The following is a 25,385-nucleotide window of genomic DNA, read 5'->3' as shown; positions in this document are numbered from 1 at the left end:
TGCAGGCTGAGATGTCTGCCTTTTGCGTGCGTGAATTCTGGAGTACAACAGGTAGCGCAAGGCTATCTGTATTGATGTTGCCTTTCCCGAACTCCGACTGACATCTGCCCGCCGGATCCCTATATCGGGATGACAGCTATTTAATTTCTTTGAATTTTATACCCGAACGGGATCCATGTTTGGAATTTTTGCATTTCCGTTGGGGTCAGCAAGGGGTTTAGCGTGTTGTTATTTAATGCATTGAGACAAGCGTGGCGGGAAGGCTTTACGCTCTCGACACTACGTGCTGATGTGGTTGCTGGTATTACAGTGGGTGTGGTTGCTATCCCTCTGGGTATGGCATTGGCAATTGCGGTTGGCGTGCCTCCGCAACATGGTTTGTATACGGTTATTGTGGCTGGTTTTCTGGCTGCATTGCTTGGCGGTTCTCGTTTTAATATTACCGGCCCGACAGCTGCATTTGTCGTTATCCTATTGCCTATTACTCAGCAATATGGCTTAACTGGGCTGATGCTGGCCACCATGATGTCTGGGGCAATTCTACTTCTGATGGGGGTATTGCGCCTAGGCCAGTTGGTGGCGTACGTCCCTTATCCTGTCACAACAGGTTTTACCGCGGGTATTGGCCTGACCATTGCTTTTCTGCAGCTAAAAGATTTGCTGGGTTTGAGCGTTGCGACAAACCCAATCCACTTTCCAGAAAAAGTCATGGCTTATGCTACCGCGATGCCAACCATTAATTTGTCTGACACCTTGGTTGGGGTGATCACGATTGCCGTGTTTATTCTATGGGCTAAGTTAAAAACCAAAGTGCCAGCACATGTGGTTGCTTTAGTTAGTGGTACTTTAGTTGCGTTGGTTATCAACCAAATGGATGGCGCACACGTTGCTTTATTGGGCGAAAAATTCCATTACCAAATTGGCGATATTGTGGGGCAGGGGATCCCACAAGTGCTGCCTCAGTTTATCCTGCCATGGCAAGATGATGCATTTTCATGGTCGTTGGTGATTGAATTGCTACCTGCTGCATTTACCATTGCGATGCTGGGCTGTATTGAGTCACTACTATGTGCCGTGGTTGCTGATGGTATGACAAGTACGAAACATAACCCGAATGCCGAATTAGTTGGGCAAGGTATAGCGAATATGGTTGTACCATTTTTTGGCGGTATACCTGCAACCGCTGCAATTGCACGTACTGCAACCAATATTCGTGCTGGTGGTTTTTCACCAATTTCTGCGATGGTACATGCCCTGTTTGTATTGGCCGCAATGATTGCGCTTGCACCAATGCTGTCTTATGTACCGATGAGTGCACTCGCTGGCTTATTGATCATGGTAGCCTGGAACATGTCAGAAGCACCACACTTTGTGCATACCGTGAAAGTGGCACCTCGTCGTGATGTTGCTGTACTACTCACTTGTTTCATTCTGACTGTCGTGTTCGATATGGTTGTTGCCGTCGTTGTGGGCTTATTGTTGGCCGGCTTATTGTTTATCCAGCGTATTGCCACGCTGACCACGGTAAATGTAGTGGCGGGTAACCATCCGCATCAGAACTTTGGTGATGATGTTATTGTTTACGATATTAATGGTCCTTTATTCTTTGCCGCGAGTGAAAAAGCCTTGTCGGTTATTGATCGGATTAACCTTGATGCTCGTGCGGTAGTGATGGATTTCACTGATGTGACAACCATCGATATTACGGCTATTCATGCATTTGAAAATGCGTTGGATCGTGTACGTGATTATCCGGTGTATTTAGTTGGGGTTGCGCCGCATATTGTTGATAAGCTGAATACTGCGGGTGTGCTGGCGCTTGAGAATATTGCTCTGTTTGATTCAGCAGAGGCATTACGCGCACACTTGAGCTCAAAGGCTCACAATGTTCAACCTTAAGAGTCGACACTGCTGAGCATTTCTTTGTACACTGCCTGTTAAGGCACAAATCTGCGGGAGCTTGCTCCCGCATAATATATTGAGTAACCAGAGCAGAGCCTATGTACCAAGATATGATCCGCGCAGAGTTGAACGAAGCGGCTGAAGTACTAAACCGTTTTTTAAGCGATGAGAAGAATATTGCTGATATCGAGGCCGCAGCCAAGCTGCTGGCTGATGTATTTAAGCAAGGTGGCAAGGTGCTGTCTTGTGGGAATGGGGGATCACATTGTGATGCCATGCATTTTGCCGAAGAGCTGACCGGGCGATATCGTGAAGACCGTCCGGGCTATCCGGGTATTGCTATTTCAGATCCTAGCCACCTTTCCTGTGTAAGTAATGACTTTGGTTATGAGTCAGTATTTTCACGTTATCTGGAAGCGGTTGGGTCAAAAGGCGATGTGTTGTTTGGGTTATCGACGTCTGGCAACTCCGGCAACATTCTGAAGGCGATTGACGCAGCTCATGCCAAAGGAATGAAAGTGATTGCACTGACGGGAAAAGATGGCGGCAAGATGGCAGGTCTGGCGGATGTCGAAATCCGTGTCCCGCATTTTGGTTATGCTGATCGCATTCAGGAAGTACATATCAAGATTATTCATATCTTGATCATGTTGGTAGAAAAAGAAATGGCTGCATAGTTGCGGCTATTATGAATCAGATAATAAGGCAAGGAGGCATAAAGGACTATGTGTGAACTACTGGGTATGAGTGCCAATGTGCCGACAGATATCTGTTTCAGTTTTACCGGCCTGATGCAGCGGGGTGGCAATACTGGTCCGCACCGTGATGGTTGGGGGATCACATTTTATGAAGGTAAGGGATGCCGTACCTTTAAGGATCCCAACCCGAGCTGTCAGTCGCGAATTGCTGAGCTGGTGCAGGAGTACCCGATCAAAAGTTGTGCTGTGATCAGTCATATCCGACAAGCTAACCGTGGTGGAGTGAGCCTAGAAAATACCCATCCGTTTACCCGTGAATTATGGGGGCGGTATTGGACCTTTGCCCACAATGGCCAGCTAACAGACTATGACGCTTTAGATACGGGCCATTTTACCCCTGTCGGCAGTACAGATAGCGAAGTCGCCTGTTGTTGGTTGCTGAACCAGTTATCGTTAGCATTCCCTCAGCCACCCCAAGAGTGGTCTGCGGTGTTCAAGTTGATGGCTGACTGTTGTGACACACTACGTCAGTTAGGGGTATATAACATGCTATTGAGTGATGGTGAGTATGTATTTACTTACTGCACAAACAATTTGCATTGGATCACTCGTCGAGCCCCTTTTGGTAAGGCATCGTTAATTGATGAAGATGTTACGATTGATTTTCAGCAAGAAACGACACCCAAAGATGTGGTGACAGTGATGGCGACCCAGCCCCTGACTAATGATGAACGTTGGCATAAAATGCAGCCGGGTGAATTTGGGGTCTTTCATTTTGGTGAACTGGTGTTTAACCGAATGCCAGCAAAGTGATAGTGATTACTGAGTGACATGGCCATTGATATAAAAAAACGCGACCTTAGGTCGCGTTTTTTATTTATCGGTGGCGTATTTATTCGTCGTCAGCGGCATAGCCTGATGGCGGTAAACATTCACCATCAAAGAAAGCATTACTATCTTGCATTATCGCTCGCTGTTGCAGGCACCAATGCGCAACCAGTGGGTAAATACGATGTTCTTGTTCTTGTACTCTAGCCATGACATCGTCGGCGGTATCATCGTCAAAGATCGGTACTTTGGCTTGCAGGATCACCGGGCCCCCATCAAGTTCTTCTGTGACAAAGTGTACACTGGTGCCATGTACCTGATCACCCGCATCGATGGCTCGCTGGTGAGTATTCAGGCCGGTGTATTTTGGTAGCAGGGAGGGATGAATGTTGATCATCCTGCCTTGATAGTGGCGGACAAAGTCACCACTCAAAATACGCATGAATCCAGCCAGAATCACCAAGTCAGGTTGGTAGCGGTCAATCTTTTCAGCCATGGCTCGGTCAAAGTCATGGCGATTGGCATAATCACAGGTAGCGATGTGCAACGTTGTAATTCCCGCTTGACGTGCGCGCTCTAAACCGTACGCGCTGTCACGATTGGATACGACTGCTGCAATGTTAGCATCTGCTATGATGCCTGACTGGCAGGCATCAATAATTGCTTGTAGATTTGAGCCATTACCGGAGATCAGTACAACGATATTTTTCATCGTTTACAGGATCTCCACCTGCTCTTCACCGTCAGTAGCAGCGGCAATGCTTCCTAGTAGCCATGCCTTCTCGCCTTCGGCATTGAGAAGCGCGATAGCTTGTTCTGCCTGAGCATTAGGCAGAGCAATGACTAAACCGACGCCACAGTTGAAGGTACGGTACATTTCGTAGGTATCAACGTTACCGGCCTCCTGTAACCAGTTGAATACTGCAGGCCACTGCCAGCTATTGCCATCAACCATTGCTTTGGTGCCTTGAGGCAGAACACGAGGAATATTTTCCCAGAATCCGCCGCCAGTGATGTGGGAAATAGCATGTACATCACAGCTTTCCATCATCTTAAGGACGGATTTGACGTAAATTTTGGTTGGTTCAAGCAGGTGCTCAGACAGAGCCTTACCTTCAAGTTCTAGGTTCAGATCGGCATTGGAGACTTCGAGGATTTTGCGGATCAGTGAGAATCCGTTGGAGTGTGGGCCGCTTGATGCGACAGCAATAAGTGCATCGCCTTCACTGACTTTGCTACCATCAATGATATCCGCTTTTTCGACGACACCGACACAGAAACCAGCAACGTCATAATCTTCACCGTGGTACATCCCCGGCATTTCAGCAGTTTCACCACCGATCAGTGCGCATCCTGCTTGAATACAGCCTTCACCAATCCCTGCAACAACGCTAGCAGCCGTATCAACATCCAGTTTTCCTGTTGCATAGTAATCGAGGAAGAACAGCGGTTCGCCACCTTGTACGATTAAATCATTGACACACATGGCAACCAGATCGATACCAATAGTATCGTGTTTATTCAGATCCATGGCTAAACGGAGTTTAGTACCGACCCCGTCGGTACCTGAAACAAGGACAGGCTCTTTATACTTGGTTGGTAGGGCGCAAAGAGCACCGAAACCACCGATCCCCCCCATCACTTCAGGGCGATGTGTGCGTTTTACCACCCCTTTAATACGATCAACTAATGCATTACCTGCATCGATATCAACACCAGCATCTTTGTAACTAAGAGAAGAGTTATTGCCGCTCACAGGAGGTCCCTCAACGTATTAAAGTGAAAAAGCGAGGCTATGATAACAGCAGTCAGGGCGGAAAGGGAAACGTTTGCGTCAATAAATCTCACTGGCTATTTACCGAGCAAACGAAACGTATACCCCTACCCGGATGGTATAGGGGTAGTGTATAATAATGCGATTTTTTTAATTTTTGTTTGCTTAGGAGTCACAGATGAAAGTCGTTGAAGTAAAACACCCACTGGTAAAACATAAGATTGGTCTTATGCGCGAAGGTGACATCAGCACTAAGCGTTTTCGTGAACTAGCAACCGAAGTTGGCAGCTTGCTGACTTACGAAGCGACTTCAGACTTCGAAACAGAAAAAGTTACCATTGAAGGCTGGAATGGTCCAGTTGAAATTGATCAGATCAAGGGTAAAAAGGTTACGGTTGTGCCTATCCTGCGTGCCGGTCTGGGTATGATGGACGGTGTGCTTGAGCATATGCCAAGTGCACGTATCAGCGTTGTCGGTATTTACCGTGATGAAGAGACGCTAGAGCCAGTCCCTTACTTTAACAAGCTAGCTTCAAACATCGATGAGCGTATTGCACTCGTTGTTGACCCAATGCTCGCTACTGGTGGCTCGATGATCGCAACACTGGATCTGTTAAAAGAGCGAGGTTGTAAGCAGTTCAAAGTATTGGTTTTGGTTGCGGCTCCGGAAGGGATTGCAGCGCTTGAAAAAGCTCACCCAGATGTTGAGCTGTACACTGCAGCTATCGATGACAAGCTAAATGATAAAGGTTACATCGTTCCTGGCCTAGGCGATGCTGGTGACAAGATCTTCGGTACCAAGTAATCTAGCAAGATAAAAATTAAGCAATAAAAAGCCGGATTAACAAATCCGGCTTTTTTTATATTGGTTCTTTGCTAAAACGAGGATGAAACAAGAGCGAAACCGTGCGATGACATGGATGCGATCACGCATGTGACGCATCCAACATTGATTATTTCTCCGCAATATTTTCCATCTGCGCATTGTCAACAACGTGATTTTCGCCTAAATCATCAGGCAGGATCAGGTTAAGCAAAATGGCGACGATACCACACAGGCTGATACCTTGCAGGCTGAAGCTACCAATACCAAAGGCCATGCCGCCGATACCGAATACTAGGGTAACAGCCACAATGACCAAGTTACGCGCTTTGTGTAGGTCGACTTGGTTTTTGATTAGTGTATTTAGACCCACGGTGGCGATAGAACCGAACAGCAGGATCATGATGCCACCCATGACAGGTACTGGAATGGTTTGCAGAACCGCACCCAGTTTACCGACAAAGGCAAGGACCAGGGCTGTAACGGCGGCCCATGTCATGATGACTGGGTTGAATGCTTTCGTCAGCATAACCGCACCCGTAACTTCCGAGTATGTGGTATTTGGTGGTGCACCAAACATGGATGCAGCAATTGTTGCAATTCCGTCACCCGCCATGGTGCGGTGCAGACCTGGTTTTTTCAGGTAGTCTTTGCCGGTTACATTTGAAATGGCGAGCATATCGCCAACATGCTCAACCGCAGGAGCAATTGCCACGGGGATCATAAACAAAACGGCATTGATGTTGAATTCAGGGAAGGTAAAGTTTGGCATCGCAAGCCAAGCGGCTTGATGTATTGGCGTGAAGTCAACCACACCAAAGCCAAGGCTAAGTGCATAGCCTGCAATGATACCGGCCATAATAGGGATCAGTTTGAAAAAGCCCTTGGCAAAGACACTGATACCAATTGTCACGAATAATGAAACCGATGAAATCCATAATGCGGCGTCACCATTGACCAATTGAACGGCACCGTCGCCCGACTTACCCAGCGCCATGTTCACCGCTGATGGTGCAAGACCCAGCCCGATGACCATAATGACCGGACCGACAACCACGGGAGGAAGGAGTTTATGGATAATGCCGACACCACGCACTTTGATTAACGCACCCATGCATACATACACCACACCGGCCATCATTAAGCCGCCCATGGTTGCAGGGATCCCCCAAGTCTGGACGCCGTACATAATAGGAGCAATAAAGGCAAAAGAGGAGGCGAGGAAAATAGGAACGGAGCGTTTGGTGATGATTTGGAAAAGGAGAGTACCGATACCGGCACCAAAGAAAGCAACGTTGGGGTCAAGTCCCGTAAGGAGCGGAACTAACACTAACGCACCAAATGCGACAAAAAGCATTTGGGCACCCTGTAATATTTGCAACATTATGTAATTCCACCCTGAGTGTAAAAAAAATCGCGAAATATTAGCACAAGGGGAAACGATTGCCTAACGCAATAGATTATAAATTTAACAATAATTAGTAATGCAGAGATGGATCTGCTTTTTGTGAAAAAGGACAGAGAATTAGCATTAAACAGGGGCGCCTTACAGTGTGTTATTTTTCATCGAGAAGAAAAATAACGGGATTAGATTCGATTTTGTGTGGGAAGCAGTTGCCGAGTTGGATAGGTTCAATTTATGATCAGGCATTAACTGAAGTGATAAATGAGTTTTTTATGTTGCGTGTTACTTTATTATTCATGGCGATATTAGCTTTACCACTTAAAGCTGCCACCATGACCAACCTATATCAGGCGCAGGTTGTATTACCCGATACTGACCGGCAGTCAGAACAGGTAGCGCGTAAGCAGGCGCTGGAGCAGGTTCTGATTAAGGTTTCAGGACAGAGTGCGATTGTCCAAAATGAAGTGATAGCTAAGGCTTTAACAACTAGTAGCCAGTATGTCAGTCAGTTTGCTTATGGCAATCTTAACGGGCAACAGACTCTGGATCTGAGTTTTGAACCCTCGCGAATTCGTAATTTACTGGCGCAAGCACATTCAACATTCTGGAGTGAACAGCGCCCGTCTATCTTAGTTTGGCTGGTGGAAGATGCCAGTCGTGAGCGTAATATCATTTGGGATCAGTCAGGCAGTACATTATTGACTGATATTAAAGCGGCCGCCGAGCGTAGGGGGGTGCCAGTACTGATGCCGATCGGTGATTTTGAAGATGTTACAGCGATCAGCACGCCTGATTTATGGGGCGGCTTTGTTCAGCCAATCGCTGCCGCGAGTTTACGTTATCAGCCAGACGCGGTGCTGGTAGTGCGGGTGCGTCAGCAGGATAACAATGACGTCGCGTTGAATTGGCAGTTGTTTGCGGATAAACCGGCACAGTTAAATGGTTCACAAGTTGCCCCGACAGAAGGGCGTCTATCTGGTACGGCGGTGGTAACGATCAACCAGATGATGGATAGCGTGGCTGATCAACTGGCGACTAAATATGCCGTACCGCTTGGTGGTGATGCGCAAGGCCAGTTATCTGTTGTAGTGGGTAATATTAAGTCGTCCAAAGACTTTTTTACGCTTGAGCGCTTGATCACCCGCTTAACATCCGTTGCGGCAGTGAACGCTTATCGTATTCAAGGAGATAGCGTTGAGTTCTCGGTACAGCTGCTTAGTACAGAAGCGGCATTTCAGCGTGAGCTGAGCCAAGATCGTCGATTGTCAGTTGCAACCACACCCGTTAATCCGGTGGTGGAGGGAGCGATTGCCCCTATTGTTGGCGAGGCTGCTGGAGATGCACAAGATTTACCGGCTGGTGGTATTGATGCCAGTCTGATTGTTCCACAAGAGACGCAAGAGCCGGCACCACAGGTATCGTCGGCCGGAGAGGTGTCTGCGACCAGCGCTCCTGCTGCGGACATGCCCGCGACAGGCGGTGTCGTCACAGCACTACCTGTCCAGCCAGTTAAGCAAGCCACGGTGTACCAGTGGTCATCTCAGGGAGCTCAGCTTTAATTGATGAGTGGGTTTCGATGAATGGAAAAACGGTGGGCTTGCCCACCGTTTTTTATGCTTAGCCATGGTGACAGATATTATTCTGACGGCTGTCTTTCATGGTGGGCTCGCTCTTCTTTTTCTACCTGAGAGAGTTTTTTCAATTTGATGCCCAGCTCACGGCCTCGCTGACGGGCAAACAGAATGTTGGCAGCAAAAGCACTCATTGTCAGGCCTAGCTCCACGGCGGCTAGCCAGCGTTCCCCTTCATCGACCCACAGCAGGGTCAGGGCATGAAGGAAATAGAACATGAGAATGAAGTTGGCCCAAGCGTGGGTATAGGGTTTGCCCGTTATAATGCCTTTCAGTGGCGGCAGCATTGGAGCTACCCAGATCCCAGCCATCAGCCAGTTGTTAAGATGAGGATGGGGGGACAGGGTGGATTGCCAGATCGCAACCCAGCTGATCAGCCCGAGGTTGGCGGCTAATGCCATATAATGCAGGTAACGCGTTGATTTGCTCATGACGGTCATGACATCAATCCTTCTTATGACCTTATCGCCCCGTCCGAGGGGCGATTATTTTAATTTAAGGGCTGTTTCGGCCAAGCGTTTACCGCAGGCTTGAGCAAGCTCTCGCTCTTCTGGGGACAACGGGTGGTTGTCCCCGTTATTGAGATGTGAGGGCCCATAGGGCGTACCACCAGCACGGGTGGTATGCAGAGAGGGTTCAGAGTAGGGAATTCCCACTACGAGCATGCCATGGTGTAGTAGCGGCAGCATCATTGACTGTAAGGTCGTTTCTTGGCCGCCGTGCATTGAGGATGATGAGGTGAACACACAAGCAGGCTTACCGATCAGACTGCCTTGCAGCCACTCAACGCTGGTTGAGTCAATAAAGTGTTTCAGTGGCGCTGCCATATTACCAAATCGCACCGGGCTGCCCATCGCCAGCCCGATACAGTGTTGGAGGTCCGCCTGTGTGACCAACGGATCACGATCGGAGTCCGCGAATGTCATGCCCTGACCATCAATATCGGCGACAGTACGCAACACCGCCTCGCAGTGTTCTACCTGTTCGACCCCTCTCGCTATTTGTCTCGCCAGCTGACGTGTATTACCGTGGCGGCTATAGTAGAGAACAAGGATGCTATTCATGCTATTAAACGACCTTACAGGATAGTTAGAACCTGTTCTGGAGGACGTCCCATTGCTGCTTTTTCACCATTAACAACAATCGGGCGCTCAATCAGTTTCGGGTGAGTGCTCATGGCATTGAATAATTGTTGTTCAGTGATGGTGTCGTCACCGAGAGAGAGTTCTTTATATAGTGCTTCTTTGGTGCGCATCATGTCGCGTGCCGACGTGAAACCAAGCTGAGCGAATAAGGTTTGTAGCTGCTCAACCGTCGGAGCATCGTCAAGGTACTTGATAATGGTCGGGCTGATGCCTCGCTCTTCAAGTAAAGCCAGTGTTTCCCTGCTCTTTGAACAACGCGGATTATGATAGATAGTGACTGACATATACTCTTCCTTTTTTGTCCCTAATTCGGCGTACCGTAAATACGGCAACTAGGTGTTTTGATGATGTTGCCCCATTGTAGAGCAACTGTCATCAAGAAGAAACGGCAGTGATTACACGATTGGATCAAAGGTCTGCAACACGCTGACGAGAGAGGCGGAGCTGATCAATACGGGCATCATAGCGGGCTTGATCCAGAGAGTTGATTTCAACCAGTTGGCTGGCCTGAATATACATCTGGATAGCTTTTTCCCAAGCACCGCGTAGCGCCAATAGTTCCGCTCGAGCAGCCAGCTCTGCATCTCGACGACCATTGACGGCTTGTGCTTTGGCCAATAGGTGCCAGCCATTAGGATCATCAGGATAATCATAGGTATAGCGGGTTAGAATAGGAATACTACTACTATTTTTTCCGGCTTCTTGCAGGGCATTGGCGAGATTAAGGCGTAAAACTTTTTGGTCGGGATAGCTATTGAGAGCCGTTTCTAGCCGTTTAATCGCTTGTTTATAGTGTTTTTCATGGAGATCCAGATCAGTGGCTGAATCGATATAAAAACGGTTACTCGGCTCCTGTGCCAATAGAGGGGCAAGTAATGCATGGGCTTGTTGATATTTCCCCGAGTCAATATAAACCAGCGCCTTGCCGTAATTAAGGGCGTTACGGTGAATGGGATCACTGCCTTTCAACTCATGGTCAAACCAACTCAAAGCTGCACTGTTATCGAGACCTGCGTATCTGGCGATGATGCGAGCCTTAGCCAGTTGGTAGCGTTCTGAGGTGGCGACAGTTTTAGCTGGATACTGGTTAGCTCGGCTACGGCTATCACTGATCCGTGATTCAGGCAACGGGTGGGTCAGTAGCATCGGTGGCGGTTTGCTGGCGTAACGGTACTGTTCGGCTAAACGGCCAAAGAAACGGGGCATGGCTTGGACATCAAACCCGGACTTGGCAAGGGTTGCGATCCCAATTCGGTCAGCTTCTTTTTCATTGCTTCGCGTATAGTTGATCTGGCCTTGAGCCGATGCGGCTGTCGTTGCGTGCATCGCAGCGATCCCGGCTTCTGGTGCCGCAATAGCCAGCATGAGTGAGCCAATCAACGCCGCCATTGTGGCGGGTGATTTCTTCGCCTGATCCTCCATGCTGCGAGCGAGGTGGCGCTGGGTAATATGGGCAATTTCATGGGCCATGACTGAGGCCAGTTCGCTTTCATTTTTGGCGTAGAGAAATAGCCCAGAATGTACCGCGACGTGTCCGCCAAAGAAGGCAAAGGCATTGATGTTTCGATTTTGGATCAGGAAAAATTCAAACGGCGTGCGGACATCACTGGCATTGGCCACTAAACGGTGGCCGAGATCCTGTATATATTCAGAAAGCAGAGGATCGTTGATGATGGGCATACTGGCACGGATCATCCGCATATAGGCATCACCGTATTCCATTTCTTTTTCAATACTTAAGGTAGATGCTGCCGCCATCCCTATTTCGGGAAGCTTGTTAAAATCAGCCGCAGAAGCTGTAACCGCAGAGCCAAGTAATGCGCTGATGAGGAGATAAGCCGGTGCTTTGGTTAATCGAAACATAGTAGTAATGGGTTCCGCCTTCTGTTGCCTGTTCCTGATATCGCGCTGAGCAGGTGTTGAATCCTGCATATTGAACTAACTTGGGTATATTACAAGAAGGTCTGACAACGAAACCTGCGACAGGTTTCTTTTTTGTCGTTAGGATGTCATTTACAATACCTCGATAAATTTTCTTTGTTAGTATAACGGAATGGAAACCGCAATGCTCAATCTGACCACAGAACGCTGCCCAATGGCTTTGTTATTGGCTAAACGAGCAGCAAATGAGCTCGAATCTTGCGAGCGGTTGGCAATTCAGATCACTGATACCGGAGCGAGGCTGGACATTCCCCGCTATCTTTCTACTCATGGTTTTTCTATAGAAGTACAGGAGGATTCCCCTCATGTACTGGAAATCATTGTGACCAAAAGGCTGTAAACATTTTATGTTAGATATGCTGACGCGCTGGTACCAGCGACGATTCTCAGATCCCCATGCCGTTAGTCTCGTCGCTATCTTGCTTGGCGGTTTTCTAACCATTTACTTTTTTGGCAATTTAATTGCGCCATTGCTGGTTGCCATTGTATTGGCCTACCTGTTGGAGTGGCCGGTTATAAAGTTAACTCGGGTGGGCTTGCCAAGATCACTGTCAGTGCTCTGTGTGCTGCTCATTTTTGCCGGGTTGATGGTTATGGCCATTTTTGGTTTAGTACCGACGATTTGGCATCAGGTGAGTAACCTAATTGCGGATGTGCCTAATATGTTTAATGGCTTGCAGGCGTTCGTTTCCAGCTTGCCTGAACGTTATCCTGATTTCGTCCAGCCACATCAGATTGGTACCCTGATGAATACCTTACGAGAGAAAGTGCTGGGAATGGGTGAAAGTGCCGTTAAAGGATCATTATCATCTCTGGTCAGCCTTGCGACGCTGGCGGTATACTTGATTCTGGTACCACTTCTGGTGTTCTTTTTATTGAAAGACAAAGAAGAAATGTTGGATATATTGAGTGGTCTGCTGCCGCGAAATCGCCGTTTGGCGAGTAAAGTCGGGGTTGAGATGAATGAGCAGATCTCTAACTATATCCGCGGTAAGGTTACCGAAATCTTTATTGTTGGTATTGTCAGCTATGTGACGTTTGCGGTGATGGATCTGCGTTATGCTGTTTTGCTTGGAGTCTTGGTAGGTTTCTCGGTGTTGATCCCGTATATCGGTGCTGCGGCAGTGACATTACCCGTTGCCATGGTAGGGCTCTTTCAATGGGGGATCAGTCCTGATTTTTGGTGGCTACTGGTTGCCTACGGTATTATCCAGGCGCTAGATGGTAATGTATTAGTACCGATTTTATTTTCTGAAGCGGTTAATCTGCACCCGGTTGCCATTATCGTATCGGTATTGGTATTTGGCGGTCTGTGGGGATTCTGGGGGGTCTTTTTTGCTATACCCTTGGCAACCTTGGTGAAAGCAGTATGGAATGCGTTGAAAGCGGCGGATCCTGTTGCTGTGAAAGCAGACGAGTGATAGTTTCGACAGAGATCATCTGATTTAAAAAGGCCGCGATTTTGACTCGCGGCCTTTTTATTTTCGGTAACTTTGATTATCAGCAATCGGATCAATCGTTTTCTTGAAGGTAGCTCAGTACCACCTCGTGATGATCTTTGGTTTTGAACTTATTGAACACGTGCGCTATCACACCGTTTTCATCAATCAGAAAGCTGATACGGTGCAGGCCATCGTACACTTTTCCCATAAACTTCTTTTCGCCCCAGACACCGAACTGTTCGGCAACAGCATGGTCTTCGTCAGACAGTAGGGTAAAGTTCAGGTTATCGCGTTCGATGAACTTTGGCAGGCGTTTGACTGGATCGATACTGATCCCCAGCACCTCAACATTGAAACCATCCAGCTCTGCCTTGCTGTCACGTAATCCACAGGCTTGCACCGTACATCCCGGTGTCATGGCTTTAGGATAGAAATAGACCAGTACTTTTTTACCTCTGAAATCTGTCAAACTAACAGGTTCATCGTTTTGATTATGTAGAGTAAAGGCGGGCGCTGGCATACCCATAGTTAACGTTTCCATGATCTTTTCCTTATTGGTTATGCCCGACAAAAGTCACATTGCCTGTCACGAGTAGTTGCTGACAAAGTGTTTCAAATTCTTCTTGTAAGGTCATTAAATTGCACCCTTCAGGCAAGTTGGTGCTGATCTGGAGCTGAAATCGGTTTGGTGTGCCTGCTTGCTTGCTTTCATGGGTATGGGCACTGAGTGAGCCAATATCGATATTTCGTGATGCAAAAAAGCGGGTGTATTGCTCAATAAGCCCCGGGCTATCATCGGCTTCAATCTGAAAATCTGCCGTATAAGGGTAGTATCGGTACTCATGCTTACTGGTGCGTTTCATCATCGTGAGCAGATCGTGCTCCTGCGCTTTGAGTGGCAGGGTCGATTCAACCCGGGCAATGGCATTAGTACTCCCAGATAGCAGCATGATCAGGGTAAACTCGCGACCAAAAATGGCGAGGCGACTATCAACAATATTGCAATCGCTGTGGGTGATCAGCCGAGTGATTTCATCGGATATCCCTGGGCGATCCATTCCGACAGCTGTAACGACGAGATAATGTTCCATATTTTATACATCACTTTATGAATACCTTCAGCATGGTAGCACAGACGGAGAGCGAGCATATACCCCACAGCAGCACGACGTTATTGGCCGAGGCTTAAATACTCGTTTGGAAGACGGTTAACGTTCACGAATTTACATACATCTGGCTTGAGTTTACTGTAACTGAAAAGTAGTATGGGTTAACTCGGTCTCCTTATTATTGCGTTCTTTAGCGTAATGAGATAAGGCTGCCGGGATATTTTTATTCAGGGGAGATGGACATGTTTTCAGGAAGCATGGTTGCACTAATAACACCGTTAGATGGATCTGGCGAAGTTGATTACGTCAGTTTGGCATCATTAGTTGAATACCATATTGCAGCAGGAACAGATGCGATTGTATCTGTAGGTACTACCGGCGAGTCCGCCACATTGACGGTCGACGAGCACGTAAAAGTGGTACTGAAAACCTTGGAATTTGCCCAAGGTCGAATCCCTGTATTTGCAGGGACAGGTGCCAATGCCACCCATGAAGCCATCACCTTCAGCAAACTTTTTTCAGGTTCTGGCGTGGCAGGCTGCTTGACCGTGACTCCTTACTATAACAAGCCAACTCAGGAAGGCTTGTATCAGCATTTTAAAGCCATCGCAGAAGCAACGGCACTACCGCAAATCCTATATAATGTTCCAGGACGGACGGGTGTAGACCTTTTGCCAGAAACTGTTGCCCGGTTGGCTAAAATTAGTAATATCATTGGTATTAAAGATGCGACTGGTGATTTATCTCGCGTAAAGATCACTCGGGAACTTTGTGGTGAAGACTTTATCCAACTCAGTGGTGATGATGCTACTGGGTTAGAATTTGTGGCAGAGGGCGGCCATGGGGTTATATCCGTTACGGCGAATATTGCTGCAACCGAGATGGCTCAGATGTTTACATTAGCATTGTCAGGTCAATTCGATTCAGCTCAGGAAATTAATCAACGTTTGATGCCACTACACAAGCAATTGTTTGTGGAATCTAACCCTATCCCAGTAAAATGGGCCGCGCATCAACTTGGGTTGATCAAGCACGGACAGCTGCGTTTGCCGCTGACTGAGCTGAGTGAATCTGCTCAACCAGTAGTATCTGAAGCTCTAAAGGATGCCAACGTACTGCTGTAACTTGCTAGAGCGTAGGAGCGCAGAAGCGTAATGAATTACAAGTATAAGCTGGTGGCGGTGGCTGTCGCTGTCGTAACACTGGCCGGTTGTGCTGATGGTGCGGAACGCCGCCGTCAGGCCAACCAAGATTTTAATTATCTCGAAACCCAACCATTGGAAAGCTGGACATTGCCGAGTGGGGCACAGGCATTTCAAACGGGTGATTACGCGATTCCAACGCAAGATTTCCACGGTGCAATAGGGGCTTCCGTTGATATTCGTCCACCACAGCAAATATTGGCATTGATCCCTGGATCACGAGCAGTTAAGGATGATGACGGTGTAACGCTGCTTCTTACTAAGCCTGAAGATCTCAATCAGATATGGGCTCTGACGCAGTCCATGATTGCTGAACAGAATATCAATCTTCGCAGTCAGACCAATAATGTAATAGAGACTGATTGGGTTGACTGGGCCAATGTCGATGAAGACACCGATATTGGTAGTCGTTATCGTATTGAAAAATCAGTCGATGCTGGACGATATAGTTATCGCATCAGTTTGGTTGACTGGCGTGAAGGTGGCAAGGAGCTACCCGTAACGGCGGAAAACAAGGAGCGCTACAGTATCCTGATGACCAATTTGGTCACTGCGCGCTACGATCAAGCTGAGCGTGACAGTGCGCGTGTGCGGGCTCAAGAGTTGGTGAAGCAAATCCCAATATCAATGGGGCAGGACCGCAGTGGTTTACCAATCATTATCGCTCGCGCACCTTATAACGTTCTTTGGGAGCGTTTACCGGATGTTCTGGATGAGATCGGCTTTAGTGTCGAAGGTCGCAATCGTTCGCAAGGCGTGGTTGAAGTGAAGTATAGCTCACCAGGTGATGATTTCTGGACAACGTTAGGCACTCAGCCAGTTGACTTGGGTAACCGAACCTACAAGGTTCAGTTGGGGGATTTGGGTAACCGAACCTCAATCAATCTGACCAATGCGGATGGTAAGCCAGTAACGGAAGAAGTATTAACTAGCTTGGCGCCTGTACTTACAGCTGTGATTGAGCGTGATAATAAAAACGCGAAGTAAATACTTGTCGCCTAATATCTTTTGTACATGGGTATAATAAAAAACCGCTGACGGCAGAGCCGGGAGCGGTTTTTTTATAGCTGTTTTACAGCATGGGTCCTCAAAGTTAGCCTGAAGCAGTGAGAGTCCCCCCTCACTGTCGTGCATTACTTAACTTCTTCACCTCTGGCTTGCATATCAGCATGATAGGATGAGCGAACAAATGGACCGCAAGCGGCGTGGGTAAAGCCAAGCGCTAGTGCGACTTCTTTGATCTCATCAAACTCTGCGGGTGGTACATAACGTTCAACCGGCAGGTGGTGGCGGCTTGGCGCGAGATACTGACCAACAGTGAGCATGGTAACACCGTGAGAACGAAGATCTTTCAGTACTTCAATGATCTCTTCTTTGGTTTCGCCAAGTCCCATCATCAAGCCTGATTTTGTTGGTACTTCAGGATGCATCTCTTTGAATTTTTTCAGTAGATCTAACGACCACTGGTAGTTGGCACCCGGGCGAGCTTTACGGTACAGACGCGGTGCTGTTTCAAGGTTATGGTTGAAGACATCGGGTGGGTTATCACGCAGAATGTCTAGCGCTCGATCCATACGGCCACGGAAATCAGGCACCAGTGTCTCAATTTTTATCTCTGGGTTTAATGCGCGGATTTCACGGGTACAATCAGCAAAATGTTGAGCTCCACCATCGCGCAGATCATCACGGTCAACCGAGGTGACGACAACATAACGCAGGTTCATATCGGCAATCGTTTTAGCTAGATGCTGTGGTTCTTCTGCATTAGGAGGGAGAGGTCGGCCATGAGCTACATCACAGAATGGGCAGCGACGGGTACAGATAGCCCCGAGGATCATAAAGGTTGCCGTGCCATGGTTAAAGCATTCTGCCAAGTTAGGGCAAGAAGCTTCCTCACAGACAGAGTGTAGTTTGTTTTTACGCATGGCTGACTTGATGTTTTGAATTCGCTGGCTGTCGGCAGGCAGCTTGATCCTCATCCATTCAGGTTTACGCAGAACTTCTTTCGGTGCCTCTTCGTCGGTAACGCTACGTACTGGGATCAGCGCCATCTTGTCGGCATCGCGGTATTTAACACCAGTTTCAATTTTAATTGGTTTACTCATGAATTGCTTTCCGTTATCCACTCAACGCTCTGATAATCGAGCAGTTTGATTAGCTCTTCTACAAGTACAGGCTGAACTTCCGTAAGTTTAGATGGCCCATTTAATAACGCTGTTTGCGTCATTTCCATTCCCGCATAGCCACATGGGTTGATGCGTAAAAAAGGAGCCAAATCCATATTGATATTAAGCGCCAGACCGTGAAAAGAACAACCGCGTCTGATCCGTAATCCTAATGAGCATATCTTCTGATCGTTGACATACACACCGGGTGCATCAGGGCGGGCATTTGATGTTATCCCGAAGCGGGATAGGGTATTGATGACAGTATTTTCTATGTGGGTGACGAGATCTCGTACTCCCAGTTTATGTCGACGCAGATCGATCAAGATATAGGCAACAAGCTGACCAGGACCATGATAGGTTACCTGACCTCCTCGATCGCTTTGCACCACTGGTATATCTCCAGTGTTGAGCAGGTGCTCCGCTTTTCCAGCTTGGCCTTGGGTAAATACTGGGTTGTGTTCAACCAGCCAAATTTCATCTGTTGTTTCTGGGCTGCGTTCATTGGTGAACTGGTGCATGGCCTGCCAGACAGTTTCATAATCCTGACGACCGTGGTTGCGAATAATGATGTTGTTTAGCACTGTTTCACCCATAGTTGTTACTTGGCAGAGCCTGAAATACTGACACCCTTCAGGGTGTTCGATACCGCTTGCTAGTATAAAGCATGACGGCTGAATATTCAGCCGTCATGTTTATTGGGGACGTGACTTACAGAACGACCCGTACAATGTCGATTTCACCAAGCTCTTTATACAGGGTTTCAACCTGTTCAATCGAGGTGGCTGTGATAGTAATAGAAACGGCACTGTAGGTACCTTTACCACTTGGTTTAACATCAGGGATATAATCGCCAGGTGCGTGGCGCTGGATAACTTCGACGACCAGATCTGGAAGCTCAGGTTTATTGTAACCCATTACTTTGTAACTGAATTTACAAGGGAACTCCAAAAGATCTTTGAGTGTTGGCTGTTCTTGCTGCTGCATGCTGAACTCCGAGGTATTGCATTTTCTTTACGGTATTAGTTGAGCATAGTAATGGCTTGGGCTGCTTTTCTCAAGCAGTCTTACTGGCATGATCTTGCGGGTAAAAAAAAAGAGGTAACGGTGGGTTACCTCTTTCCTTTATTTTTCGTGAACTTGGTTTAGTTTACCCAGCTCTTAAACAGCAGCACAACATAATCAATCATACGGCTGAAGAGGCTACCTTCATTGACATTATTGAGTGCAATCAGTGGGTATTGCGCCACTTCTTGATCACCGACACGGTAGTAAAGTGTTCCAACCTTATCACCTTTTTTAATCGGGGCTTTGAGTTCTTTCTCAAGCATAAAGCTTGCCGTCAGATCTTTTGCCTGACCGCGAGGCAAGGTGACGTATGTATCTTCGTTAACACCCAGTGACACTTCATCGGTATCACCCATCCAGACTTTTTCGGTAACAAATGTTTCGTTAGCCTTATGAGGAGAGACGGTTTCAAAGAAACGGAAGCCGTAGTTCAGCAGCTTTTTGCTTTCTGCTATACGGGCACTTGGGTTTTTGGTTCCCATTACCACTGAAATCAGGCGCATTTTGCCTTCTGTCGCGGTACTAACCAAACTATAGCCGGCATTGTTAGTGTGACCGGTTTTCAGACCATCGACATGCAGGCTCTTGTCCCATAGCAGACTGTTACGGTTGTACTGAGTAATACCATTGTAGGTGAATGATTTCTCTTTGTAGATTGCGAATTCATCCGGTACATCGCGGATCAGACCTTGCGCCAGCAGTGCCATATCATAAGGGGTGGTATACAGATCAGGATTATCTAAACCGTGAACGTTGGCAAAGTGGGTTGAGTTCATTCCCAGGGTTTTGGCCCAGGCATTCATCAGATCAACAAAAGAGTCGGTCGATCCCGCAACGTGTTCGGCCATTGCAACACAGGCATCGTTACCTGACTGAATGATAATACCGCGGTTAAGATCTGATACCTTAACTTCGCTACCCACTTCAATGAACATCTTGGATGATCCAGGGAAGTTTTTGGCCCAGGCATTATTACTGACAACAACAGTGTCATTCATCGAGATGTTGCCGCGTTTGATTTCCTGACCAATGACATAACTGGTCATCATTTTGGTCAAACTCGCCGGCGGAATCTGATCATATTCCTTTTTTCCAGCAAGAATTTTGCCAGAATGATAGTCCATAAGTACATAACCCTTAGCCGCGATCTGAGGGGCATCAGGTACGACCGCAGGAGCAGCCATAACGGTGACTGAAGCTAGCAAGGATGCCGAGATAGCTACAGAACGAATAAGTGCAGCAGATTTCTTCATGATGGTTGTAACTTAATTTGTCGAGTGCAAAAAAACTTTACACACTATATCAGATTGTCATTAAGTGACCAGTGTTGGCCGTTGTTATAAGCCGCATGTTTATCACACTTGATGTTTTTTGATACTACTGTGCGTAAAAAAGTCTGATTGAGCAAAATAAACTTACTCAATGATGGTACATCAGAGTTCAATTTAGGATTTTGGTTCCAATTCACGTGTCGAGGTAATGATAAAGGCTTGCGGGTAGAGGCCTGCTTTTGCTTTGTCGCGCTGGGCGATAGCGTCATCACGGTCAATATATGGCCCAAGGCGAAGTCGATAAACTTCTGCTGATTTGGCTTTTTCCATATCAACTTGAGTTGAAAATTCTTGTTTTAGCTTGTTTGCAACTTGAATCGCTTTCTGCTCGCTGGTCACAGCCGCGAGTTGAACGAAGTATAAGTTAGGGTTAGCACTTTGCCACTCATTGGGATTTTCAGGTTTAGCGACCTGGATCAGCTCGATCTTTACAGGTGCGGTACCGGCTTTAATGACATCCAGTTTTGCGGCTGCCGCCATACTGAGATCAATGATCCGACCGTCATGGAATGGACCACGGTCGTTAACTCGAACGATAGTTGTTTTGCCATTACTGGTATTGGTGACTTTGACATAGCTTGGCAGGGGCAACGTTTTGTGCGCTGCTGTCATCGAATACATGTCATAGATCTCGCCATTGGAGGTCTTATGGCCGTGGAATTTCTGGCCGTACCAAGAGGCATAGCCTTCTTCGGTATAGGGCTGGTCGCCTTTAACTATTTTGTAATCGATACCCCGTAGCGTGTAATCTTTATTGCCCGCTAGACTTAAGGGCTCATAGCGAGGCTGGGCATCTTCGATATGATCCAGTGTCGGTGAGGATTCAGGCGCGACATCGTCGGCGAGATCATAGCGTTTGTTGCTCGGGGTGGAGCTACATCCAGCAAGAATGAGAATGAGGAGTAAAGGAAATATTCGCATTTAGGTCGCCTTGGACAACATTTTTCTGTGGGTGTGGATAGACATCAGAATGCCAAAGCCGGCCATTAGGGTGACCATTGAGGTGCCCCCGTAACTAACCAGAGGTAAAGGCACCCCGACAACCGGCAATAGGCCGCTGACCATGCCGATATTAACAAAAATATACACAAAGAAGCTGAGCATGATGCTGCCAGCCATCATCCGGCCAAACGCAGTTTGGGCCCGGCTTGCAAGTATGAGCCCCCTGGCGATAATAAACAGGTAAATGGCCAGTAGGCCGATCACACCAATCAGTCCCCACTCCTCGGCAATAACAGCGAAGATAAAGTCGGTATGGCGTTCAGGGAGAAATTCAAGCTGAGATTGAGTACCAAACATCCAGCCTTTCCCTGTTAAACCACCGGATCCGATCGCAATTTTTGATTGAATAATATGATAGCCAGCACCGAGCGGATCGGATTCAGGGTTGAATAACGTTAGTACTCGAGTCCGTTGGTAGTCGTGCATCAGAAATAGCCATAAGACAGGAATAAATGCGCCTACCAGAACCATGGCTCCGGTAATGACTCGCCAGCTTAATCCGGACAAGAAAAGGACAAATACCCCGGAGGCTGCGATCAGAATCGCGGTGCCTAAATCCGGTTGTTTGGCAATTAAGACCGTGGGAACAGCAATCAATACGAGGGCGATGGTGACACTTGTCAGGCTTGGTGGCAGCGGGCGGTTACCAATAAACCGGGCAACCATGAGGGGGACAGCAAGTTTGATGAGCTCAGAGGGCTGAAAACGGACAACTCCCAGATTGAGCCAGCGCTGCGCACCTTTAGAGACCTCACCAAAAAACAGTACACCAAGGAGCAGTAGCAATCCGACCCCAAATAAGTAGGGGGCCCAAGCCTCGTAGTGACGAGGGGCTATCTGAGCAAGAAAGAACATTATCCCCAGAGACAGCAACATGCGAACGGCTTGACGTTCCATCATAGGAAGGTTTTGGCCGCTGGCACTGTACATCACCATCAGCGCAAAGCCCATCAGGGTTAGGAGCCCGAGTAAAAGTGGGATGTCGAGATGAAGTCGCTCGCCGAGGGTACGTTTATGCCCTGTCGTCGAGATCACACTCATCGGGAAGCCCCGGTCACTTTTTTATCGCTCACTGTAGTCTCAGGATGTGGATTAGCGGGTTTTAGCAGCATATGGTCAAAAATTTTACGCGCAATCGGCCCTCCGTTGGATGATCCTCCCCCGGCATTTTCTAAGACCATGGATACCACGATCGTGGGTTTATCATACGGCGCAAACGCCGTAAATAATGCATGGTCACGCAAGTGTTCTTCGAGTTCATCAGCGTTATATTCCTGATCTTCTGCCAGACCGAATACCTGAGCTGAGCCCGATTTGCCCCCTGCTTTATATTGAGCGCCGTAGAAGGCTCTGCGTGCAGTTCCTCGTTTACCGAAGAGTACGCGGTACATGCCATCTTTGGCTATGGCCCAATTTTTAGGATCAACATTATCAATCGGTGGAAAATCGTCAAATTTCGCCGGTATTTCAATATTGTTGTCGATAGTATCTCGGAGTAGGTGTGGCGCCTGTACCCGTCCATTATTAACCAGTACCGTAGTGGCCTTGGCTATTTGTAACGGTGTCGCGGTCCAGTACCCCTGACCGATACCAACCGGAATGGTATCTCCTTGATACCATGGCTTACGGAATCGAGCTTGTTTCCATTCACGGGTTGGCATGTTGGCTTTGCTTTCTTCATGGATATCAATGCCAGTATATTCACCAAAGCCAAACTTGCTCATCCATGCTGACAGACGATCAATGCCCATGTCATAAGCGATTTGGTAGAAGAAAGTATCGACGGATTCCTCAATAGCCTTGTGAATATCAACCTTGCCATGGCCCCAACGTAGCCAGTCACGGAAAGGACGGCTATTGGAATTAGGGATGCGCCAGTAACCCGGGTCATTTCGGGTTGTCCGCGGGGTGATCACGCCTTCGGTTAGCGCCGCCACGGTAATCATAGGTTTAACCGTTGACGCTGGCGGATAGATACCCAGTGTTACTCGGTTGACTAATGGGCGATTCTTATCATTAAGCAGTTTGCGGTACTCCTTACTGGAGATACCGTGAACAAATAAGTTCGGATCGTAACTTGGGCTGGAGACCATCGCTAATACGGATGAGTCTCGGGGATCCAATACAACGACTGAGCCACGTTTATGCTTGATAACATCTTGGCCCGTCACGGGATCGACTTTGTGCTCGGTGAGCAGGGATTGGATATAGAGCTGAAGATTGATATCGATATTCAGCTTGATATCTTGGCCTGGAATTGGTGGTACATATTTTAAGGTGCGGATGATCCGACCTCGGCTGTTGACTTCAACTTCTTGATAGCCTGAAGTACCGTGTAGGATATCTTCATAGTATTTTTCGACACCCAATTTGCCGATATCTCGAGTCGCTTTATAGTTGTTGATTTTATTTTCGCGTTCGAGGCGATCAATGTCGCGATCATTGATCTTGGCAACATAACCAAGTACATGAGTCAGTGCATCGCTATAAGGGTAGTAACGTTTGAGGTAGGCTTTGACCTCAACGCCGGGATAGAGGTGTTGATTGACGGAGAATAAGGCGACTTGTTCTTCTGTCATCTGATTGAGCAATGGGACTGATTTAAATCGGCGCGTTCGACGACGTTCACGCTCAAAACGGGCGATTTGCTCATCGGTGATCCCCATCAGGTTTTTTAATTGGGCAAAGGTTTCGTCGAGGTCTGGTACTTTCTCAGTGGTGATTTCCAGTGAGTAGACTGGTTGATTTTCTGCTAGTAATACGCCATTACGATCGTAAATGAGACCGCGGTTTGGTGCGACAGGGACGATTTTAATTCGGTTATCGTTTGAGCGAGTTTGGTAGTCGTCATGCTCACGGATCTGGATATGATACAGATTAGTAAGCAGAATACTGACCAGTATGACGATACCGATAAATGAGACAAGAGCCCGGCGAAAAAATAGCGCCGACTCAGCCCGGTGATCGCGGATCTGCGTTCGCTTTTGTCTCATTGTGGTTTATTCCCTGTGGTACGGATGGTTGGCCGTGATACTCCACGCCCGGTACAGACTTTCAGCCATCACGACGCGCACCAATGGGTGCGGCAGGGTAAGCGGTGACAGAGACCAACTTTGTTCAGCGGCAGCCTTACAGGCTGGAGAGAGTCCTTCTGGTCCGCCGATCAGAATGGAAACGTCGCGAGCATCTAGCTTCCACGCTTCTAGCTGTTCAGCCAACTGTTCGGTATCCCAGCGTTTTCCCGGGATATCGAGGGTAACAATCCGGTTGCCCTTAGGGACAGCGGCCAGCATTGCTTCACCTTCTTTCTGCAAGATGCGAGCAATATCGGCATTCTTGCCACGTTTGCCCGCAGTAATCTCTACCAACTCGAGCGGCATGTCTTTCGGGAAGCGACGACTATATTCTTTATAGCCTTCTTCGACCCATTTAGGCATCTTGGTGCCAACGGCAATCAGTTGAAGCTTCATTGTTGGTTAGCCCCAGAGCTTCTCCAATTGGTACAGGTTACGTGCACTATCTTGCATGATATGCAGCATTACACTACCCATATCAACGATAACCCATTCACCTTCTTCTTCGCCACTGATCCCAAATGGTGGGAAATCAATGAGCTTCGATTCTTTGTTAACGTGGTCAGCAATCGAGGATACGTGGCGATTAGATGTACCAGTACACACAACCATAAAGTCAGTGATGCTTGACTTGCCGCGGACGTCCAGTGTGATGATGTCCTGAGCTTTGATGTCGTCAACTTTATCAACAATAAAATCGTGTAGTTCTTGAACCTGCAAGAGGATCCCCTTATTTCTGTATTTGGTGGTGTTTTTGTAGCCTTGCTTAGCCGGGCTACAATATAGCGGCGCAGTATACCATGCTCAACCTCGTCTATGACAAGTTGACTGTAACTTTACCTTGC

General features: G+C 47.7%; 27 protein-coding genes. 9 read left to right on the top strand and 18 right to left on the bottom strand.

Annotation, left to right across the window (positions count from 1 at the left end; genetic code table 11):
* Positions 1-222 precede the first annotated feature (222 nt).
* The 3 genes from dauA to L4D12_RS21635 all read left to right on the top strand — a co-directional run bounded on the left by dauA (position 223) and on the right by L4D12_RS21635 (position 3,413).
* Complete coding sequence (gene dauA, locus L4D12_RS21645) at positions 223-1,899, top strand: C4-dicarboxylic acid transporter DauA (RefSeq protein ID WP_428449910.1); 1,677 nt, start codon at positions 223-225, stop codon at positions 1,897-1,899.
* Positions 1,900-2,000: 101 nt separating this feature from the next.
* The gene (lpcA, locus tag L4D12_RS21640; RefSeq protein WP_428449909.1) at positions 2,001-2,579 is read left to right on the top strand and encodes a D-sedoheptulose 7-phosphate isomerase; all 579 of its coding nucleotides are present in this window, start codon (positions 2,001-2,003) and stop codon (positions 2,577-2,579) included.
* Between the two features lie 48 nt (positions 2,580-2,627).
* The gene (locus L4D12_RS21635) at positions 2,628-3,413 is read left to right on the top strand and encodes a class II glutamine amidotransferase (RefSeq protein ID WP_428449908.1); all 786 of its coding nucleotides are present in this window, start codon (positions 2,628-2,630) and stop codon (positions 3,411-3,413) included.
* A gap of 79 nt (positions 3,414-3,492) precedes the next feature.
* Here L4D12_RS21635 and purN read toward each other — a convergent pair whose 3' ends face one another.
* Together purN and purM are read right to left on the bottom strand one after the other, a co-directional pair.
* On the bottom strand, positions 3,493-4,140 hold the full coding sequence (purN, locus tag L4D12_RS21630) for a phosphoribosylglycinamide formyltransferase (RefSeq protein WP_428449907.1): 648 nt from the start codon (positions 4,138-4,140) through the stop codon (positions 3,493-3,495).
* 3 nt (positions 4,141-4,143) lie between these two features.
* Positions 4,144-5,184, bottom strand: coding sequence for a phosphoribosylformylglycinamidine cyclo-ligase (gene purM, locus L4D12_RS21625; RefSeq protein WP_428449906.1), 1,041 nt, complete (start codon positions 5,182-5,184; stop codon positions 4,144-4,146).
* A gap of 196 nt (positions 5,185-5,380) precedes the next feature.
* Here purM and upp point away from each other — a divergent pair, with 196 nt between their 5' ends.
* On the top strand, positions 5,381-6,007 hold the full coding sequence (gene upp / locus L4D12_RS21620) for a uracil phosphoribosyltransferase (RefSeq protein ID WP_428449905.1): 627 nt from the start codon (positions 5,381-5,383) through the stop codon (positions 6,005-6,007).
* A gap of 148 nt (positions 6,008-6,155) precedes the next feature.
* On the opposite strand, the gene L4D12_RS21615 is transcribed toward upp, so the two are convergent.
* Complete coding sequence (locus tag L4D12_RS21615; protein ID WP_428449904.1) at positions 6,156-7,409, bottom strand: uracil-xanthine permease family protein; 1,254 nt, start codon at positions 7,407-7,409, stop codon at positions 6,156-6,158.
* Positions 7,410-7,702: 293 nt separating this feature from the next.
* Here L4D12_RS21615 and L4D12_RS21610 point away from each other — a divergent pair, with 293 nt between their 5' ends.
* Entirely contained in the window at positions 7,703-8,989 is a 1,287-nt protein-coding gene (locus L4D12_RS21610; RefSeq protein WP_428449903.1) for a DUF2066 domain-containing protein, read from the top strand.
* 77 nt (positions 8,990-9,066) lie between these two features.
* On the opposite strand, the gene L4D12_RS21605 is transcribed toward L4D12_RS21610, so the two are convergent.
* The 4 genes from L4D12_RS21605 to bepA form a co-directional block, all read right to left on the bottom strand.
* Positions 9,067-9,501, bottom strand: a complete 435-nt coding sequence (locus L4D12_RS21605; RefSeq protein ID WP_428449902.1) for a DUF2069 domain-containing protein — start codon at positions 9,499-9,501, stop codon at positions 9,067-9,069.
* A gap of 45 nt (positions 9,502-9,546) precedes the next feature.
* Complete coding sequence (wrbA, locus tag L4D12_RS21600; protein WP_428449901.1) at positions 9,547-10,125, bottom strand: NAD(P)H:quinone oxidoreductase; 579 nt, start codon at positions 10,123-10,125, stop codon at positions 9,547-9,549.
* A 14-nt stretch (positions 10,126-10,139) separates the two neighbouring features.
* The gene (gene arsC, locus L4D12_RS21595; RefSeq protein ID WP_428449900.1) at positions 10,140-10,490 is read right to left on the bottom strand and encodes an arsenate reductase (glutaredoxin); all 351 of its coding nucleotides are present in this window, start codon (positions 10,488-10,490) and stop codon (positions 10,140-10,142) included.
* A 124-nt stretch (positions 10,491-10,614) separates the two neighbouring features.
* A complete protein-coding gene (bepA, locus tag L4D12_RS21590; protein ID WP_428449899.1) occupies positions 10,615-12,069 on the bottom strand; it encodes a beta-barrel assembly-enhancing protease in 1,455 nt (484 codons plus the stop codon).
* Between the two features lie 190 nt (positions 12,070-12,259).
* Here bepA and L4D12_RS21585 point away from each other — a divergent pair, with 190 nt between their 5' ends.
* On the top strand, positions 12,260-12,487 hold the full coding sequence (locus L4D12_RS21585; RefSeq protein WP_428449898.1) for a sulfurtransferase TusA family protein: 228 nt from the start codon (positions 12,260-12,262) through the stop codon (positions 12,485-12,487).
* 7 nt (positions 12,488-12,494) lie between these two features.
* A complete protein-coding gene (locus L4D12_RS21580) occupies positions 12,495-13,568 on the top strand; it encodes an AI-2E family transporter (RefSeq protein ID WP_428449897.1) in 1,074 nt (357 codons plus the stop codon).
* A gap of 91 nt (positions 13,569-13,659) precedes the next feature.
* Here the strand turns inward: L4D12_RS21580 and bcp are convergent, their stop codons facing one another.
* The gene (gene bcp / locus L4D12_RS21575) at positions 13,660-14,130 is read right to left on the bottom strand and encodes a thioredoxin-dependent thiol peroxidase (protein WP_428449896.1); all 471 of its coding nucleotides are present in this window, start codon (positions 14,128-14,130) and stop codon (positions 13,660-13,662) included.
* Positions 14,131-14,140: 10 nt separating this feature from the next.
* Complete coding sequence (locus tag L4D12_RS21570; RefSeq protein WP_428449895.1) at positions 14,141-14,680, bottom strand: glycine cleavage system transcriptional repressor; 540 nt, start codon at positions 14,678-14,680, stop codon at positions 14,141-14,143.
* A gap of 260 nt (positions 14,681-14,940) precedes the next feature.
* On the opposite strand from L4D12_RS21570, the gene dapA reads away from it, so the two are divergent.
* Together dapA and bamC are read left to right on the top strand one after the other, a co-directional pair.
* Positions 14,941-15,822 carry a 4-hydroxy-tetrahydrodipicolinate synthase gene (gene dapA, locus L4D12_RS21565; RefSeq protein ID WP_428449894.1) on the top strand — a complete coding sequence of 294 codons (882 nt, stop codon included), beginning with the start codon at positions 14,941-14,943 and terminating at the stop codon, positions 15,820-15,822.
* 30 nt (positions 15,823-15,852) lie between these two features.
* Positions 15,853-16,887: an outer membrane protein assembly factor BamC gene (gene bamC / locus L4D12_RS21560; RefSeq protein ID WP_428449893.1), complete on the top strand. Its 1,035-nt coding sequence runs from the start codon at positions 15,853-15,855 to the stop codon at positions 16,885-16,887.
* Between the two features lie 146 nt (positions 16,888-17,033).
* On the opposite strand, the gene lipA is transcribed toward bamC, so the two are convergent.
* From lipA to rsfS, 9 genes are all read right to left on the bottom strand, one after another.
* Positions 17,034-18,005 (bottom strand): lipoyl synthase, encoded by a 972-nt coding sequence (gene lipA, locus L4D12_RS21555; protein ID WP_428449892.1) that lies wholly within the window; start codon positions 18,003-18,005, stop codon positions 17,034-17,036.
* Positions 18,002-18,661 carry a lipoyl(octanoyl) transferase LipB gene (lipB, locus tag L4D12_RS21550; RefSeq protein ID WP_428449891.1) on the bottom strand — a complete coding sequence of 220 codons (660 nt, stop codon included), beginning with the start codon at positions 18,659-18,661 and terminating at the stop codon, positions 18,002-18,004. Before lipB ends, lipA begins: the two co-directional genes overlap by 4 nt.
* 115 nt (positions 18,662-18,776) lie before the next feature.
* Entirely contained in the window at positions 18,777-19,052 is a 276-nt protein-coding gene (ybeD, locus tag L4D12_RS21545; protein WP_428449890.1) for a DUF493 family protein YbeD, read from the bottom strand.
* A gap of 158 nt (positions 19,053-19,210) precedes the next feature.
* Positions 19,211-20,386 (bottom strand): serine hydrolase, encoded by a 1,176-nt coding sequence (locus L4D12_RS21540; RefSeq protein ID WP_428449889.1) that lies wholly within the window; start codon positions 20,384-20,386, stop codon positions 19,211-19,213.
* 192 nt (positions 20,387-20,578) lie between these two features.
* Positions 20,579-21,385 (bottom strand): septal ring lytic transglycosylase RlpA family protein, encoded by an 807-nt coding sequence (locus L4D12_RS21535; RefSeq protein WP_428449888.1) that lies wholly within the window; start codon positions 21,383-21,385, stop codon positions 20,579-20,581.
* Positions 21,386-22,507: a rod shape-determining protein RodA gene (rodA, locus tag L4D12_RS21530; protein WP_428449887.1), complete on the bottom strand. Its 1,122-nt coding sequence runs from the start codon at positions 22,505-22,507 to the stop codon at positions 21,386-21,388.
* Positions 22,504-24,459 (bottom strand): penicillin-binding protein 2, encoded by a 1,956-nt coding sequence (mrdA, locus tag L4D12_RS21525; protein WP_428449886.1) that lies wholly within the window; start codon positions 24,457-24,459, stop codon positions 22,504-22,506. The genes rodA and mrdA overlap by 4 nt, the downstream gene beginning before the upstream one ends.
* 6 nt (positions 24,460-24,465) lie before the next feature.
* Positions 24,466-24,936, bottom strand: coding sequence for a 23S rRNA (pseudouridine(1915)-N(3))-methyltransferase RlmH (rlmH, locus tag L4D12_RS21520; protein ID WP_428449885.1), 471 nt, complete (start codon positions 24,934-24,936; stop codon positions 24,466-24,468).
* Between the two features lie 6 nt (positions 24,937-24,942).
* Entirely contained in the window at positions 24,943-25,260 is a 318-nt protein-coding gene (gene rsfS / locus L4D12_RS21515; RefSeq protein ID WP_428449884.1) for a ribosome silencing factor, read from the bottom strand.
* Positions 25,261-25,385: the final 125 nt, after the last annotated feature.

Origin of the sequence: Photobacterium nomapromontoriensis (genome assembly GCF_050336815.1) — a bacterium.
GTDB classification, from domain to species: Bacteria; Pseudomonadota; Gammaproteobacteria; order Enterobacterales; family Vibrionaceae; genus Photobacterium; species Photobacterium nomapromontoriensis.
Note: the sequence above shows the minus strand (reverse complement) of the source record. Positions and strands in the feature narration are given on the sequence as shown.

Excerpts from the sequence above, each read along its gene's own strand:
- bepA (WP_428449899.1), bottom strand. The coding sequence starts at position 12,069 with ATGTTTCGATTAACCAAAGCACCGGCTTATCTCCTCATCAGCGCATTA.
- L4D12_RS21540 (WP_428449889.1), bottom strand. The coding sequence starts at position 20,386 with ATGAAGAAATCTGCTGCACTTATTCGTTCTGTAGCTATCTCGGCATCC.
- L4D12_RS21635 (WP_428449908.1), top strand. The coding sequence starts at position 2,628 with ATGTGTGAACTACTGGGTATGAGTGCCAATGTGCCGACAGATATCTGT.
- mrdA (WP_428449886.1), bottom strand. The coding sequence starts at position 24,459 with ATGAGACAAAAGCGAACGCAGATCCGCGATCACCGGGCTGAGTCGGCG.
- lpcA (WP_428449909.1), top strand. The coding sequence starts at position 2,001 with ATGTACCAAGATATGATCCGCGCAGAGTTGAACGAAGCGGCTGAAGTA.
- bamC (WP_428449893.1), top strand. The coding sequence starts at position 15,853 with ATGAATTACAAGTATAAGCTGGTGGCGGTGGCTGTCGCTGTCGTAACA.
- L4D12_RS21580 (WP_428449897.1), top strand. The coding sequence starts at position 12,495 with ATGTTAGATATGCTGACGCGCTGGTACCAGCGACGATTCTCAGATCCC.
- lipA (WP_428449892.1), bottom strand. The coding sequence starts at position 18,005 with ATGAGTAAACCAATTAAAATTGAAACTGGTGTTAAATACCGCGATGCC.
- L4D12_RS21585 (WP_428449898.1), top strand. The coding sequence starts at position 12,260 with ATGGAAACCGCAATGCTCAATCTGACCACAGAACGCTGCCCAATGGCT.
- L4D12_RS21535 (WP_428449888.1), bottom strand. The coding sequence starts at position 21,385 with ATGCGAATATTTCCTTTACTCCTCATTCTCATTCTTGCTGGATGTAGC.
- dapA (WP_428449894.1), top strand. The coding sequence starts at position 14,941 with ATGTTTTCAGGAAGCATGGTTGCACTAATAACACCGTTAGATGGATCT.
- ybeD (WP_428449890.1), bottom strand. The coding sequence starts at position 19,052 with ATGCAGCAGCAAGAACAGCCAACACTCAAAGATCTTTTGGAGTTCCCT.
- L4D12_RS21610 (WP_428449903.1), top strand. The coding sequence starts at position 7,703 with ATGTTGCGTGTTACTTTATTATTCATGGCGATATTAGCTTTACCACTT.
- bcp (WP_428449896.1), bottom strand. The coding sequence starts at position 14,130 with ATGGAAACGTTAACTATGGGTATGCCAGCGCCCGCCTTTACTCTACAT.
- purN (WP_428449907.1), bottom strand. The coding sequence starts at position 4,140 with ATGAAAAATATCGTTGTACTGATCTCCGGTAATGGCTCAAATCTACAA.
- rodA (WP_428449887.1), bottom strand. The coding sequence starts at position 22,507 with ATGAGTGTGATCTCGACGACAGGGCATAAACGTACCCTCGGCGAGCGA.
- L4D12_RS21605 (WP_428449902.1), bottom strand. The coding sequence starts at position 9,501 with ATGACCGTCATGAGCAAATCAACGCGTTACCTGCATTATATGGCATTA.
- lipB (WP_428449891.1), bottom strand. The coding sequence starts at position 18,661 with ATGGGTGAAACAGTGCTAAACAACATCATTATTCGCAACCACGGTCGT.
- rlmH (WP_428449885.1), bottom strand. The coding sequence starts at position 24,936 with ATGAAGCTTCAACTGATTGCCGTTGGCACCAAGATGCCTAAATGGGTC.
- wrbA (WP_428449901.1), bottom strand. The coding sequence starts at position 10,125 with ATGAATAGCATCCTTGTTCTCTACTATAGCCGCCACGGTAATACACGT.
- L4D12_RS21615 (WP_428449904.1), bottom strand. The coding sequence starts at position 7,409 with ATGTTGCAAATATTACAGGGTGCCCAAATGCTTTTTGTCGCATTTGGT.
- upp (WP_428449905.1), top strand. The coding sequence starts at position 5,381 with ATGAAAGTCGTTGAAGTAAAACACCCACTGGTAAAACATAAGATTGGT.
- arsC (WP_428449900.1), bottom strand. The coding sequence starts at position 10,490 with ATGTCAGTCACTATCTATCATAATCCGCGTTGTTCAAAGAGCAGGGAA.
- L4D12_RS21570 (WP_428449895.1), bottom strand. The coding sequence starts at position 14,680 with ATGGAACATTATCTCGTCGTTACAGCTGTCGGAATGGATCGCCCAGGG.